We start from the raw sequence: 13,552 nt of genomic DNA, 5'->3' as shown, positions 1-13,552 counted from the left end.
CATCACATCAAGATGGCAGGGTGGAAACAATGGCGCGATTGGCCTGCAGGTGGGCTTCAATCGACGCCAATTGCGCGTCGTAATCACTGATGACTTGCTGTGCGGAGGTACTCCGCGGCATCCTTGTTTTTAGAAAAACAAGAACGGGTATGACGATCAAGGAAAGCATCCACGCCAACGTGAGCGCAGTGTTGAGGGCAGTCATCTTGATCTGGTTTATCGCCGTAGGACCCGCAAGAAGCAGGACGAGGAAGCTGATGCCGGCCAGCTTCAACCTTCGGCCGCGTGCGTGTGCACGCTTCTTTTTATGGGCTTCCAACGCTTGTGCACGCAGCGCAAGAATCTGCTGCTTTTCTTGCGTCAGCCTTGGAATGGCCAGTTCTGCCGCTGTGCGATCCGTGCCCCGTTGGATGGCGTGAAGGGAGTTTTCCACCTTTTTCAGTGAAATGATTCCGCCTTGACGTTCAAGAATTTGGGCGCTTCCGCAATGCGCGCAGATGAAGCGTTCCGTGTCACTTCCAATCTCCAGTGGAGCGGAGCAATTGGCACAAGACAAGCTGTATATCGGCAAGCCACTCTCCCGTTTTTCTGGGGCAATCCAAAGCCAAAGCTGCCCATACATGCCAAGTCACCCGGCCGTATTCATTGCATGGCCCATGGGCAGCGAGCCGGGCAGTGTAGCGCTGAATGCGGCGGGTTTGACCAGGCTGCATGCGCAGCCGGACCTGCTCCAGTTGTTGCAGCCGTGGGGGAGGGCTCAGACACCTGCCTTCTCGAACAGCCGGCGCAATACCTGCATGGGCAGGAACCTGACCTTTCGCCGTTTCAGTTCCCGCCGGAACAGGCGCTCGCGTTCAATGAAGTTGATCTTGGGTTTCATCTTTTTTTGGGGGTGCAATGGACGAAACGCGCCAATCTACTGGTGAACGCCGCAGCTCCTGTAACACCGTGTCAGCGATGCTTCGGGATTGCCGGTTGCCGGTTGCCGGTTGCCGGTTGCCCGTTGGCGCTCGGCCCTATGGGCCGCGCCATTGGGCATGCCGCACGCCAAGCTGCAGCTGCTGGATGCGGCGGTGGATGGTGGAGCGGCTGACGCCGAGCTGGCGCGCCGCCTCTGAGACGTTGCCCTGGCATTGGGCAAGCAGTTGCTCCAGCGCCTGTGCGGCGGGCTCGCTGGTGTTGCTGGCCAGGGCGGCGGTGCAGGGCGGGGTGCCGTGCAGCGCGTCGGGCAGGTGGTCGGGCTCGATGCTGCCGTCGCCATCGTTCCCGCACAGGGCTGCGGCGTAGCGCAGCGCGTTGTGCAGTTCGCGCAGGTTGCCGGGCCAGGCGTGCGCGGCCAGCAGCGCGCGGGCCGCGTCGCCCAGGTGCAGATGGCTGCCCAGCGTGGCCAGCATCTGGTCGGCAATGGCCTGCAGGTCGCTGCGCTGGCGCAGGGCGGGCAGTTGCAGCTCGGCGGCATTGAGGCGGTAAAGCAGGTCTTCGCGGAAGCTGCCGCGCCGCACCAATTCGGCCAGCGGGCGGTGTGAGGCCGAGATGACGCGAACGGACACCGCCCGTGGCGCGCGGGCGCCCAGCGGGGTGATTTCGGATTCGGACAGGACACGCAGCAGCTTGGCTTGCAGGGCCAGTGGCATATCGCCGATCTCGTCGAGGAACAGCGTGCCTTCGTGCGCCGCGGCGATCAGGCCCTCGCGGCCCTTGCTGGCGCCGCCGGTCCAGGTGCCGGGCAGGTAGCCGAACAGCTCGCTTTCCAGCAGCGCCTCGGGAATGGCCGCGCAGTTGATGGCGACGAAGGCGCCGCTGCGGCCGCTGCTGGCATGCAGCGCGCGGGCCAGGTATTCCTTGCCTGCGCCGGTCTCCCCCTGCACCAGGATGGGCAGCGTTTGCGGCGCGAGCCGTGCGGCCTTGCGCAGCAGCGTCTGCAGCTTGGCATCGCCCGTGTCCAGCGCCTGCAGCGCTGCCGGCAGCGGGGGCTGCGCCGGCATGGCCTGCGCGCGCAGGCGGCGTGTCGGGCGCTGTGGCTCCATGGCATGGGCGAAGAGGATGCTGCCGTCGCGGGCGCGGATGATGCGCTCCTGCGCCGGGCGATGGCGGCGCAGCTCGGGCAGGTGGCGCAGGTCCACGTCGAAGAAGCTCTCCAGCGGCTGGCCGATGAGCTTGTGGCGCTGGCGCCAGTCCAGCTGCGCGGCGGCCACCAGCAGGCGGGCGCCCGCGTGGGTCATGGCGCGGATGCGGCCCCGTGCGTCCACGCTGATGGAGGCGTCGGGATCGACGTCGAGGAAATCGGGCGACTGTGCCAGGCGCACCACCCAGTCCTGGCCGGACTGGGCCATCAGGTTGGCCTGCTCCACGCGCCGCGCGGCGGCCACGACGAGGTTGAGCGCCAGGTTCTGGCTGGCCCGCTCGGCGGGTGAGCGCAGCAGCGACAGGTCCAGCACCGCCGCGAGTTCGCCGTGCATGTCGTAGATGGGCGCGGCCGTGCAGGACAGGCCGGTGTGGGTGAAGTCGAAATGGTCGCTCTGGTGCACGGTCAGCGCCTCGCCCGTTTCCAGGCAGGCGCCCACGGCCGAGGTGCCCGAGTGGTCCTCGCGCCACTGCGCGCCCAGGTACAGGCCTGCGCGGCGCAGGTCGCCAGCGTCGGCCTCGTGCCCGAGGAAGTCCACGGCCACGCCGTGCCGGTCCGCCAGCAGCAGCACGTAGTCCAGGCCCTTGAGCTGCTGGTACAGCCGCTCCAGCGCATGGCGGGCGATGTGGATCAGCGGCTCGGACTCCTCGCGGTGCGCGCGCAGCTGGCCGTCGGTCACGATGTGGGCTTCGCTGGTATGCGCCGGGTCGAGCCGGTGGGAGTCGATGCAGCGGCGCCAGCTGCGCAGCACGGCGCGGTCGCGCTCTTGGCCGCGGTTGGAGTAGCCCAGGCCGAAGGCTTCGATTTCCTGGATGTGCGAGGCGTAGGACTGCAGGGGCATGGCGTGGAGTCGATGCGGGCTTTGAACGTGCCGCAGACGATTCTGTGCCCTGTGCGGCGCAGCGCCAATCAAGACTTACCCACTGCCTCTGCCGCGCTGCAGCACGCCTGGTGCGACAGGTGTCGCAGGGCTGCCCCACCTGTCGCGGGCGGCAACGCCGGGCAGCGGGGTGCAAGGCGCAGGGTTTGTACCGGAGACGCGCAGGCAACCCCTTGATTTGCCTGGCGCATCCTGCCGCCGGGCCTGCCTGGCATGGTGATTGCGTAAGAGTGCCTGCCCGAAGAAAAACCAGCGGGCATGACCGCATCAAGGAGACAACCATGACAGATACGACGCCCAACGCCCGCGCCAAGGCGCTGCTTGACCAACTCAACCATGCCCTGGGAGACCGCGACTTCGTGGCCGCCAGCCGCCTGTTCGCCGATGAATGCTATTGGCGCGACCTGGTGCTGCTGACCTGGAACATCAAGACCATGGAAGGGCGCAGCCAGATCGCCGACATGCTGGCTGCGCAGCTGGACGCCGCGGCGCCCGTGCGCTTTTCGCTGGACGAGCGCGAGTCGGTGGAGGAGGCCGATGGCGTGGTGTCCGCCTGGATCGTGATCGACACGCGCCATGCGCGCGGCGGCGGCCATGTCCGCATCAGGGACGGGCGCATCTGGACGCTGCTGACGGCCGCCCAGGAGCTCAAGGGCCATGAGGAACCCATGGGAACGCGCCGCCCGATGGGGGCCGAGCACGGCATCCGGCGTGGCCGCCAGACCTGGCTGGAGCGCCGCCAGCAGGAGGCGCAGGAGCTGGGCCGCGACAAGCAGCCTTTCGTGCTCGTCATCGGCGGCGGCCAGGGCGGCATTGCGCTGGGCGCGCGGCTGCGCCAGCTGGGGGTATCGCACATCGTCATCGACCGCCAGGCGCGCCCCGGCGACCAGTGGCGCAACCGCTATAAATCGCTGTGCCTGCACGACCCGGTCTGGTACGACCACCTGCCGTACATGCCGTTCCCGGACAACTGGCCCGTGTTCGCGCCCAAGGACAAGATCGGCGACTGGCTGGAGATGTACACCAAGGTGATGGAGGTCAACTACTGGCCCTCCACCGATTGCCTGAACGCCCGCTTCGATGAGGACGGGCAGGAATGGGAAGTGACCGTGGAGCGCAACGGCGAGACGCAGGTGCTGCGCCCCAGGCATGTGGTGTTCGCCACCGGCATGTCGGGCAAGGCGAATGTGCCCAAGATCAAGGGCCAGGACGTCTTCAAGGGCGAGCAGCAGCACTCGTCCCAGCACCATGGCCCGGATGCCTATGCGGGCAAGAAGGTGGTGGTGATCGGCGCCAACAATTCGGCGCACGACATCTGCGCGGCCCTGTGGGAGCACGGCGCCGATGTGACCATGGTGCAGCGCTCGTCCACGCACATCGTGCGCTCCGATTCGCTGATGGACATCGGCCTGGGCGACCTGTATTCGGAGCGCGCCGTGGCCAGCGGCGTGACGACCAGGAAGGCGGACCTGATCTTCGCCTCGCTGCCCTACCGCATCATGGCCGACTTCCAGGTGCCGGTGTACGACCGCATCCGCGAGCGCGACGCTCAGTTCTACCGCCAGCTGGAGGCGACCGGCTTCATGCTGGACTTCGGGGATGACAACTCGGGTCTTTTCATGAAGTACCTGCGCCGCGCCTCGGGCTACTACATCGACGTGGGGGCCTGCGATCTGGTGATCGACGGCAGCATCAAGCTGCAGGCGGGCAAGCAGATCAGCCACCTGTCGGAAAACGCGGTGGTGCTGGCCGATGGCACCGAGCTGCCGGCGGACCTGGTGGTCTACGCGACCGGCTATGGCTCCATGAACGGCTGGGTGGCCGACCTGATCAGCCAGGAGGTGGCAGACAAGGTGGGCAAGGTCTGGGGCCTGGGCTCGGACACCACCAAGGACCCGGGACCGTGGGAGGGTGAGCAGCGCAACATGTGGAAGCCCACGCAGCAAGAGGCGCTGTGGTTCCACGGCGGCAACCTGCACCAGTCGCGCCACTACTCGCTGTACCTGGCGCTGCAGCTCAAGGCGCGGCAGGAAGGCCTGCCAGTGCGTGTCTATGACCTGCAGCAAGTTCATCACCTGCGGTAAGGCCGAATAATCGCCATGGGGCGGCTGTGCCGCCCGCCAACCCAGCCTTGCAAAACAGAAAGTTCAATCATGAAAGCAGCACGTTTCTACGACCGGGGCGACATCCGCATCGAAGACATCCCCGAACCCGTGGTGGAGCCCGGCACCGTGGGCATCGAGGTGGCCTGGTGCGGCATCTGCGGCACGGATTTGCATGAGTTCATGGAAGGGCCGATCTTCATTCCGCCCTGCGGCCATCCGCACCCCATCTCGGGCGAGTCCGCACCCATCACCATGGGGCACGAGTTCTCCGGCGTGGTGTACGCCGTGGGCGCGGGCGTCGACGATATCAAGGTCGGTCAGCACGTCGTGGTGGAGCCCTACATCGTGGCCGACGACGTGCCCACGGGGCCGGGCGACCACTACCACCTGTCCAAGGACATGAATTTCATCGGCCTGGGCGGGCGCGGCGGCGGGCTGTCCGAGCGGATTGCGGTCAAGCGCCGCTGGGTGCACCCGATCTCCAATGCCATTCCACTGGACCAGGCCGCGCTGATCGAGCCGCTGTCCGTGGGCCACCATGCCTACACCCGCAGCGGCGCGAAGGCGGGTGATGTGGCGCTGGTCGGCGGCGCAGGGCCCATCGGCCTGCTGCTGTCCGCCATCCTGAAGGCCAAGGGCCTGACGGTGGTCATCACCGAACTGAGCGCCAAGCGCAAGCAGAAGGCGCGTGAATCGGGCGTGGCCGATCACATCCTCGACCCCTCCGAAGTGGACGTGGTGGCCGAGGTGATGAAGCTCACCGGCGGCAAGGGCGTGGATGTGTCGTTCGAATGCTCCAGCGTGAACAAGGTGCTGGACACGCTGGTGGCCGTGACGAAGGCCACGGGCGTGGTGGTGATCGTGTCCATCTGGAGCCATCCGGCCACCATCAACGTGCACAGCGTGGTCATGAAGGAGCTGGACGTGCGCGGCACCATTGCCTACTGCAACGACCACCAGGAAACCATCAAGCTGGTCGAGGAGGGCAAGATCAACCTTGAGCCCTTCATCACCCAGCGCATCCAGCTCGATGACCTGGTGGCGCAGGGCTTTGACACGCTGATTCACAACAACGAATCGGCGGTGAAGATCATCGTGCAGCCACGGCTCAGGTAGCCCGGGCGGCAGGCCTGAATCGAACCCGCTGCGATCAGGAGCGGGTTCGCCTGATGCCTGCCGTGCGGTCACACGCTGCACAAAGAAAAAAGCCCTTGATTGAATCAATCAAGGGCTTAGATCATTTTGGCGGAGAGGGCGGGATTCGAACCCGCGGTGGGGATTAGCCCACACACGCTTTCCAGGCGTGCGACTTAAACCGCTCATCCACCTCTCCGAAGACCGCGATTCTAGCATCGATTTTTGGGAGCTGCGGCGAAGTTGCCTGCCTGCGTGATCGGCATGCCTTGGACGGCTGGCACTTGCGGCATGGCCCGCACCTGCGCCTGCAGCCACGTGCACAGGGTGTCGAGCCGGGCAGGCGCGGCGGTGCTGCGGCGCAGTGCCAGGTAGCGGTAGCCGGAGGCCGTGAAGCCGAAGGGGGCCAGCAGGCGGCCGGCCTGCACGTCGTCCATCACCAGGTGCCAGGGAGCAACGGCTGCACCCAGGCCGCGCAGGGCCGCTTCCAGCGTGAAGTAGTAGTGCTCGTAGACGGGGCCGGCCGCTGCGGGTGGGGCCATGTCCATGGAGGCGGCCCACAGGTCCCAGGCATCGCGCCGGCCGCGCGTGTGCAGCAAGGGGAGGCTGGCCAGGTCCTGGGGCCGCGCGACAGGCCCGGCCATGGCGGGGGACATCACGGGGCCCAGGTACTCGTCGAAAAGCGGCAGGGCCAACTCGTCGTCTGCAATGGCCTGGCCGCTGTTGCCGCTGCTGTCGGTGGGGATGGCCGTAATGAGCAGGTCGCAGCCTTCGCGTGCAGCGTCGGTGCCGGTGTCCGTGGTGCGCAGGCGCACCTCGATGCCGGGGTGGTGCGCGTGGAAGTCGAACAGCCGGGGGATCAGCCATTTGACGGTGAAGGTGCTGAAGCAGGCCACGTCCAGCGGGCCTTCGTGGGCGTCGCCCAGGCTGCGCACCGCCTCCTGGATCTGCTCGAAGGCCTGGGTGAGCGCGGGCTGCAGGGTGCGCGCCGCTGCGGTGAGCGTGGGGCGGGCCTTGGTGCCCGCGAACAGCGCCAGGCCCAGGTGCTGCTCCAGCTGCCGTACCTGACGGCTGACGGCGCCGGGCGAGACGCACAGCTCGTCTGCCGCCGCCGTCATGCGGCCCAGGCGTGCGGCAGCTTCAAAGGCGCGCAGGGCGGCCAGCGGGGGCAGGCGGCGGGTCATGGGTGGGGTCATGAGTCGGGTCACGGGGCGGGTCACGAGGCGGGTGGAGGCTATGTGAGTTCCAGGTACATAGAACCGGCCAAATCATCGCTTTTCAGGCAATGGGCCGGTGGATAGATTTGCCGCTTCGGCCGGCAATTCCTGCGTGGATTCTGGCCGGACTCTCCCTCTCCATTCGATCCCAAAGCACATAGCACATAGCACATAGCACCATGCCGTTCGTCCACACCTATCTGCCCCAGTCCACCTCCACTTCCCAGCGCGATGCCGTCGTGCAGGGCATCCACCAGGCGCTGGTGCAAGGCATTGGCATGCCTGAGGACGAGCTGTTCAACATGGTGCACCCGTACGCTCCCGGGCAGTTCGCGTTCAGCCGCAGTTTCAACGGGGTGGCGCGTTCGGATGCGGTGGTGGTGGTCGAGATCACCATGCGGCGCGGACGCAGCGATGCGATGAAGAAGGCCTTGTATGCGGCCATTGCGCGCAATCTGCACGAGGGGGCCGGGGTTGCGCCGGCCGATGTGTTCATCTTCATGCATGAGAACGACTACTCGGACTGGTCCGTGGGCCATGGGCGCTTCGCCATGGCACTGGTGCAGCAGACCGGCGCGCAATGAAAAACGGGCCGCGATGGCCCGTTCTTCGTGGGGTTCCGGCGGATCTCAGCTGGTGCGCTGCCCGGTCTGGATCATCTTCATGGCCGAGGTGATCAGGCTCGATACCTCGGTCATGTTGCTGGGAACGATTAAGGTGGTGGTGGCGTCCGATGCCACCTGGCTGTAGGCCTCGACGGCCTTTTCGGCCACCTTGAGCTGCACGGCCTGTTCGCCGCCGGGCTGGCGGATGGCGGTGGCCACGCGTTCGATGGCCTGGGCGGTGGCGTCAGCCACGGCCTTGATGGATTCGGCCTCGCCCTGGGCCTTGTTGATGACGGCCTGCTTCTCGCCTTCGGAGCGTGCGATGAAGGCTTCGCGCTCGCCGGTGGCGATGTTGATCTGTTCCTGGCGGCGGCCTTCGGAGGCGGCGATCAGGGCGCGCTTTTCGCGCTCGGCCGTGATCTGGGCCTGCATGGAGCGCAGGATTTCGGCCGGCGGCGTCAGGTCCTTGATTTCATAGCGCAGCACCTTCACGCCCCAGTTGAGCGCGGCCTCGTCGATGGCGGAGACGATCTGGGCGTTGATCATGTCGCGTTCCTCGAAGGTCTTGTCCAGTTCGAGCTTGCCGATCACGCTGCGCAGCGAGGTCTGGGCCAGCTGGGTGACGGCCATGATGTAGTTGGACGAGCCGTAGCTGGCGCGCATGGGATCGGTGACCTGGAAGTAGAGGATGCCGTCCACCTGCAACTGGGTGTTGTCGCGCGTGATGCAGACCTGGCTGGGCACATCCAGCGGGATTTCCTTGAGGCTGTGCTTGTAGGCCACGCGGTCCACGAAGGGCACGAGGAAGTTCAGGCCCGGCGTGAGCGTGCCCGCGTACTTGCCAAGGCGTTCCTTGACCCATGCGTGCTGCTGGGGCACGACCTTGACGGATCGTGCGATGAAGATGGCCGCGATGACGGCGATGACGATGGCGATTTCCATGGTGTCTCCAAGCCCGGAGGGCATTCAGTGAAACAAGAGGGTGGGGCGAAGGGGCGCGAGGACTGCATCCCCAGGTGTGCGCAAGAAGTGCAGCGGTGGCTCAGAGCTTGTCCACGAGCAGCCGGTTGCCGACGACCTCGGCCACGCGGTGCATGCCGGCCGAGGGCAGGTTGCCCGGGCGGCCGATCACGGTCCATTGGGCGCCACGGTAGCGGACCTGGGCCGTGCCGTCGGAATTCCATTGCTCGACCATGACGGACTCGCCTATGTCGAGATTGACATCGCGGTTGCTCGATGCCGGCTGGCGGCTGGGCTGGCGGCGGCGCACCAGATAGCAGGCCAGCACGAAGGCGCTGCCCAGCGCGGCGGCGATGATGATCTGTGCAATGGGCGCCAGGCCCGCATGCGCGCACAGCGCGCCGATGATGGCGCCCAGCGCCAGCATCAGCAGATAGAAGCTGCCGGTCAGCAGCTCGGCGATGACCAAGGCGCCGGCGACTAGCCACCAGATGGTGGAATATTCCATGCGTGAGACTCCCTTTGTGACAGTTGCTTGTGTTTAGTGCAGCACATTCTGGGTGAAAATCCGCACGCTTCAAAGGCGCAATAAGGATATTCCTTACACTTCGCGCCTGTTTCGTTTTTTGGCCCGCTCAGGTTACGGAGGCTGCCCCCATGAAGTTTCGCTTTCCCATCGTCATCATCGACGAGGACTACCGCTCCGAGAACACCTCGGGCCTGGGCATCCGCGCCCTGGCCCAGGCCATCGAGGAAGAAGGTTTCGAGGTGCTGGGCGTGACCAGCTACGGCGACCTGTCGCAATTCGCGCAGCAGCAAAGCCGGGCCAGTGCCTTCATTCTGTCCATCGATGACGAGGAGTTCTCGCTGGGCGATGGCGGAACCGATCCCGTGATCCACAGCCTGCGCAGCTTCATCGGCGAAGTGCGCCGCAAGAACGCCGATGTGCCGATCTACATCTACGGCGAGACCAAGACCAGCCGCCACCTGCCCAACGACATCCTGCGCGAGCTGCACGGTTTCATCCACATGTTCGAGGATACGCCGGAGTTCGTGGCCAAGCACATCATCCGCGAAGCCAAGAGCTACCTGGAAGGCGTGCAGCCGCCGTTCTTCAAGGCGCTGCTGGACTATGCGGAAGACGGCTCCTACAGCTGGCACTGCCCCGGTCACTCGGGCGGCGTGGCCTTCCTGAAAAGCCCCGTGGGCCAGATGTACCACCAGTTCTACGGCGAGAACATGCTGCGCGCCGACGTGTGCAACGCGGTGGAGGAGCTGGGCCAGCTGCTGGACCACAACGGCGCCATCGGCGAGAGCGAGCGCAATGCCGCCCGCATCTTCAATGCCGACCATTGCTACTTCGTGACCAACGGCACGTCCACGTCGAACAAGATCGTGTGGCACCACGCCGTGGCGCCCGGCGACGTGGTGGTGGTGGACCGCAACTGCCACAAGTCCATCCTGCACTCCATCATCATGACGGGTGCGATTCCGGTGTTCCTCAAGCCCACGCGCAACCACTTCGGCATCATCGGCCCGATCCCGCAAAGCGAGTTCTCGGTGGAGTCCATCCAGGCCAAGATCGCGGCCAATCCGCTGCTCAAGGGCGTGGATGCCAAGACGGTCAAGCCGCGCGTGCTGACGCTGACGCAGTCCACCTACGACGGCGTGCTCTACAACACCGAGACCATCAAGAGCATGCTGGACGGCTATGTGGCCAACCTGCACTTCGATGAGGCCTGGCTGCCGCACGCGGCCTTCCACCCGTTCTATGGCAGCTACCACGCCATGGGCAAGAAGCGCGCGCGCCCCAAGCACTCGGTGGTGTATGCCACGCAGTCCATCCACAAGCTGCTGGCCGGCATCAGCCAGGCCTCGCATGTGCTGGTGCAGGACAGCCAGACCGAAAAGCTGGACCACCACCTGTTCAACGAGGCGTACCTGATGCACACCTCGACCAGCCCGCAGTACAGCATCATCGCCAGCTGCGACGTGGCCGCCGCGATGATGGAGCCGCCCGGCGGCACGGCCCTGGTGGAGGAGTCCATTCTGGAGGCGCTGGACTTCCGCCGCGCCATGCGCAAGGTGGAGGACGAGTTCGGCGACGACGACTGGTGGTTCGAGGTCTGGGGTCCCGAGAAGCTGGCCGATGAAGGCGTGGGCTCGGCCCAGGACTGGATCATCCGCGGCCATGACGCGGCGCCCAAGCGCTCCAAGGCCAAGAACGGCAAGGAGTTCGACAACTGGCACGGCTTCGGCGAGCTGGCCGACGGCTTCAACATGCTGGACCCGATCAAGTCCACCATCGTGACGCCGGGCCTGGACCTGGACGGCGATTTCTCGGACACGGGCATCCCCGCCTCCATCGTGACCAAGTACCTGGCCGAGCATGGCGTGGTGGTGGAGAAGACGGGCCTGTACTCGTTCTTCATCATGTTCACCATCGGCATCACCAAGGGCCGCTGGAACACCATGCTGACGGCGCTGCAGCAGTTCAAGGACGACTACGACCGCAACCAGCCGCTGGCGCGCATCCTGCCCGAGTTCTGCCAGCAGCACCGCCGCTACGAGCGCATGGGCCTGCGCGACCTGTGCCAGCACGTGCACCAGCTGTACGCCAAGTACGACATCGCCCGCCTGACGACCGAGATGTACCTGTCGGACCTGCAGCCCGCCATGAAGCCCACCGATGCCTACGCCCACATCGCGCAGCGCAAGACCGAGCGCGTGGAGATCGACCACCTGGAAGGCCGCATCACCGTGGGCCTGGTCACGCCGTACCCGCCCGGCATTCCGCTGCTGATTCCCGGCGAAGTGTTCAACCGCAAGATCGTGGACTACCTGCTGTTTGCGCGCGAGTTCGCCAAGGAGTGCCCGGGCTTCGAGACCGACATCCACGGCCTGGTGGAATTGCAAAGCGAAGATGGCGAAGTGCGCTACTACGCCGACTGCGTGGCCGGGACCGCGCCGGCCCGCAAGACGCCGGCAGGGGGCAAGCCTGCTGCGAAGAAGGCCGTGAAGAATGCAGCCAAGCCTGCGGCCAAGACAGCCGCCAAGACAGCCGCCAAGGCAGCCGCAAAACCGGCAGCCAAGCCGGCCGCCAAGGTTGCCAAGGCCGCCGCGGTCAAGGCGCCTGCCAAGCGCCCCGCAGCGCGCAAGGCGCAGCCCGCCGCGCCTGAAGTCGGCACCGCAGCCAAGCCTGCGCGCGGCCGCAAGATGGTGCAGGTGGGGGACGATGGCCCCTTCGGCCGCACGATCTGATCGCCGGGCCGGCTGACGGCCCATCAAAAAGGCGCGGGTCCCGAAAGGGGCTCCGCGCCTTTTCCATTGCGCCGCTGCGGCGTTGTTATTCCGTGGTCACTCCAGGCGTATCTTTGCGTCGCGGATCAGCGCGGCCCAGTCCGTCTGTTCCTTGAGCAGGTATTGGGCCGCGTCCTGGATGCTGCCGCCCAGGGCCGTGCTGCCCTCGGCCTGCAGTTGCTGCTGCACGGCGGGCTGCTGCAGGGCCGCGTTCACGGCGGTGTTCATCTTCTGCACGATGGCAGCCGGCGTGCCCTTGGGCGCGACGATGAGCTTCCAGTCCACGGCCTCGAAGCCTGCATAGCCCGACTCGGCCACGGTGGGCACCTCGGGCAGGATGGGCAGGCGCTTGGTCGAGGTCACGGCCAGGGCGCGCAGCTTGCTGCCCTTGAGCAGCGGATAGACGGCCTGGGGCGTGCCGAACATGTAGTGCGTCTGCTTGCCCAGCAGGTCGGTCACGGCCGGCGCTGCGCCCTTGTAGGGCACGTTGAGCACCTGGATGCCGGCCTTGAAGGCCAGCATCTCGCCGGCCAGGTGGCCTACCGTGCCCGTCGATGCCAGGCCCTGGCGGATGCCGCCCGGGTCGGCCTTGGCGGCCTTGACCAGGTCCTGCACCGACTTCCATGGCGAGTCCTGCGGCACGACCAGCACCGTGGGCTGGGCAGCGACCAGGGCCACGGGGATCAGGTCGGTGCGCGGGTTGAAGGGCATGCTGGGCAGCAGGGCGGGGTTGATGGCGAGGTTGGCAGTCTGGCCCATGCCGAAGGTATAGCCATCCGGCGCGGACTTGGCCACTGCATCCAGGCCGATGTTGCCGCCCGCGCCGGGCTTGTTGTCCACGACCACGGTCCATTTGTTCAGCGTGCCCACGCGCTCGCTGATCTGGCGCGCGACCGCGTCCGTGCCGCCGCCCGGCGTGTAGGGCACGACCATGCGCACGGCGCGTGAGGGCCAGTGGTCAGGCTGGGCCTGGGCCGCCAGCGGGAGCAGGGCGGCAGCCAATGCGGGCAGGGCGCACAGCAGCAACTGGCGGCGCGGGGCGGAACAAGGGCGGGCGTGGGTCTGTGTCAGTGCCTGTGTCCGGTTTTGGGCGGCCGGGTTGCGGTGGATGGCGGGCATGGTGTTGTCTCCGGGAATTTTTGGGAAAAGGCCACCCCGCCGGGCGCGCGGCAAGCGTCGTCCGGTGTGGGGTGGATGGGGTGCAAGGTTTCAGGGGCGCCGCGCGC

11 protein-coding genes and 1 tRNA gene are annotated in these 13,552 nt (G+C 66.3%); 4 read left to right on the top strand and 8 right to left on the bottom strand.

All coding sequences use genetic code 11. From position 1 onward, the window contains the following. Window positions 1-7 precede the first annotated feature (7 nt). The 3 genes from DELCS14_RS18680 to DELCS14_RS18675 all read right to left on the bottom strand — a co-directional run bounded on the left by DELCS14_RS18680 (window position 8) and on the right by DELCS14_RS18675 (window position 2,966). Complete coding sequence (locus DELCS14_RS18680; protein ID WP_013803060.1) at window positions 8-622, bottom strand: hypothetical protein; 615 nt, start codon at window positions 620-622, stop codon at window positions 8-10. Window positions 623-757: 135 nt separating this feature from the next. Further along, the gene (locus tag DELCS14_RS31425) at window positions 758-880 is read right to left on the bottom strand and encodes a hypothetical protein (protein ID WP_013803059.1); all 123 of its coding nucleotides are present in this window, start codon (window positions 878-880) and stop codon (window positions 758-760) included. 136 nt (window positions 881-1,016) lie between these two features. Beyond that, entirely contained in the window at window positions 1,017-2,966 is a 1,950-nt protein-coding gene (locus DELCS14_RS18675; RefSeq protein ID WP_013803058.1) for a sigma-54-dependent Fis family transcriptional regulator, read from the bottom strand. Between the two features lie 320 nt (window positions 2,967-3,286). On the opposite strand from DELCS14_RS18675, the gene DELCS14_RS18670 reads away from it, so the two are divergent. Together DELCS14_RS18670 and DELCS14_RS18665 are read left to right on the top strand one after the other, a co-directional pair. Then, a complete protein-coding gene (locus DELCS14_RS18670; protein WP_013803057.1) occupies window positions 3,287-5,089 on the top strand; it encodes an NAD(P)/FAD-dependent oxidoreductase in 1,803 nt (600 codons plus the stop codon). Window positions 5,090-5,158: 69 nt separating this feature from the next. Further along, window positions 5,159-6,226: a 2,3-butanediol dehydrogenase gene (locus DELCS14_RS18665; protein ID WP_013803056.1), complete on the top strand. Its 1,068-nt coding sequence runs from the start codon at window positions 5,159-5,161 to the stop codon at window positions 6,224-6,226. 127 nt (window positions 6,227-6,353) lie between these two features. On the opposite strand, the gene DELCS14_RS18660 is transcribed toward DELCS14_RS18665, so the two are convergent. Continuing rightward, window positions 6,354-6,443 (bottom strand) — tRNA-Ser (locus tag DELCS14_RS18660). Window positions 6,444-6,456: 13 nt separating this feature from the next. After that, window positions 6,457-7,428 (bottom strand): LysR substrate-binding domain-containing protein, encoded by a 972-nt coding sequence (locus DELCS14_RS18655; RefSeq protein WP_013803055.1) that lies wholly within the window; start codon window positions 7,426-7,428, stop codon window positions 6,457-6,459. Window positions 7,429-7,640: 212 nt separating this feature from the next. On the opposite strand from DELCS14_RS18655, the gene DELCS14_RS18650 reads away from it, so the two are divergent. Next, the gene (locus DELCS14_RS18650) at window positions 7,641-8,045 is read left to right on the top strand and encodes a tautomerase family protein (protein WP_012204809.1); all 405 of its coding nucleotides are present in this window, start codon (window positions 7,641-7,643) and stop codon (window positions 8,043-8,045) included. A gap of 45 nt (window positions 8,046-8,090) precedes the next feature. Here the strand turns inward: DELCS14_RS18650 and DELCS14_RS18645 are convergent, their stop codons facing one another. Beyond that, on the bottom strand, window positions 8,091-9,008 hold the full coding sequence (locus tag DELCS14_RS18645; protein WP_013803054.1) for a stomatin-like protein: 918 nt from the start codon (window positions 9,006-9,008) through the stop codon (window positions 8,091-8,093). Between the two features lie 100 nt (window positions 9,009-9,108). Beyond that, window positions 9,109-9,534: an NfeD family protein gene (locus DELCS14_RS18640; protein ID WP_013803053.1), complete on the bottom strand. Its 426-nt coding sequence runs from the start codon at window positions 9,532-9,534 to the stop codon at window positions 9,109-9,111. 149 nt (window positions 9,535-9,683) lie between these two features. Between DELCS14_RS18640 and DELCS14_RS18635 the strand changes: the two genes are divergently transcribed. After that, entirely contained in the window at window positions 9,684-12,287 is a 2,604-nt protein-coding gene (locus tag DELCS14_RS18635; RefSeq protein WP_013803052.1) for an arginine/lysine/ornithine decarboxylase, read from the top strand. Window positions 12,288-12,383: 96 nt separating this feature from the next. Here the strand turns inward: DELCS14_RS18635 and DELCS14_RS18630 are convergent, their stop codons facing one another. Next, on the bottom strand, window positions 12,384-13,445 hold the full coding sequence (locus tag DELCS14_RS18630) for a tripartite tricarboxylate transporter substrate binding protein (protein WP_013803051.1): 1,062 nt from the start codon (window positions 13,443-13,445) through the stop codon (window positions 12,384-12,386). Window positions 13,446-13,552 lie beyond the last annotated feature (107 nt).

The organism is Delftia sp. Cs1-4 (assembly GCF_000214395.1).
Lineage (GTDB): Bacteria > Pseudomonadota > Gammaproteobacteria > Burkholderiales > Burkholderiaceae_C > Comamonas > Comamonas acidovorans.
The sequence above is the reverse complement of the archived record's forward strand: the minus strand, read 5'-3'. Positions and strand labels throughout refer to the sequence as shown.

Excerpts from the sequence above, each read along its gene's own strand:
- DELCS14_RS18680 (WP_013803060.1), bottom strand. The coding sequence starts at position 622 with ATGTATGGGCAGCTTTGGCTTTGGATTGCCCCAGAAAAACGGGAGAGT.
- DELCS14_RS31425 (WP_013803059.1), bottom strand. The coding sequence starts at position 880 with ATGAAACCCAAGATCAACTTCATTGAACGCGAGCGCCTGTTCCGGCGG.
- DELCS14_RS18675 (WP_013803058.1), bottom strand. The coding sequence starts at position 2,966 with ATGCCCCTGCAGTCCTACGCCTCGCACATCCAGGAAATCGAAGCCTTC.
- DELCS14_RS18670 (WP_013803057.1), top strand. The coding sequence starts at position 3,287 with ATGACAGATACGACGCCCAACGCCCGCGCCAAGGCGCTGCTTGACCAA.
- DELCS14_RS18665 (WP_013803056.1), top strand. The coding sequence starts at position 5,159 with ATGAAAGCAGCACGTTTCTACGACCGGGGCGACATCCGCATCGAAGAC.
- DELCS14_RS18655 (WP_013803055.1), bottom strand. The coding sequence starts at position 7,428 with ATGACCCGCCGCCTGCCCCCGCTGGCCGCCCTGCGCGCCTTTGAAGCT.
- DELCS14_RS18650 (WP_012204809.1), top strand. The coding sequence starts at position 7,641 with ATGCCGTTCGTCCACACCTATCTGCCCCAGTCCACCTCCACTTCCCAG.
- DELCS14_RS18645 (WP_013803054.1), bottom strand. The coding sequence starts at position 9,008 with ATGGAAATCGCCATCGTCATCGCCGTCATCGCGGCCATCTTCATCGCA.
- DELCS14_RS18640 (WP_013803053.1), bottom strand. The coding sequence starts at position 9,534 with ATGGAATATTCCACCATCTGGTGGCTAGTCGCCGGCGCCTTGGTCATC.
- DELCS14_RS18635 (WP_013803052.1), top strand. The coding sequence starts at position 9,684 with ATGAAGTTTCGCTTTCCCATCGTCATCATCGACGAGGACTACCGCTCC.
- DELCS14_RS18630 (WP_013803051.1), bottom strand. The coding sequence starts at position 13,445 with ATGCCCGCCATCCACCGCAACCCGGCCGCCCAAAACCGGACACAGGCA.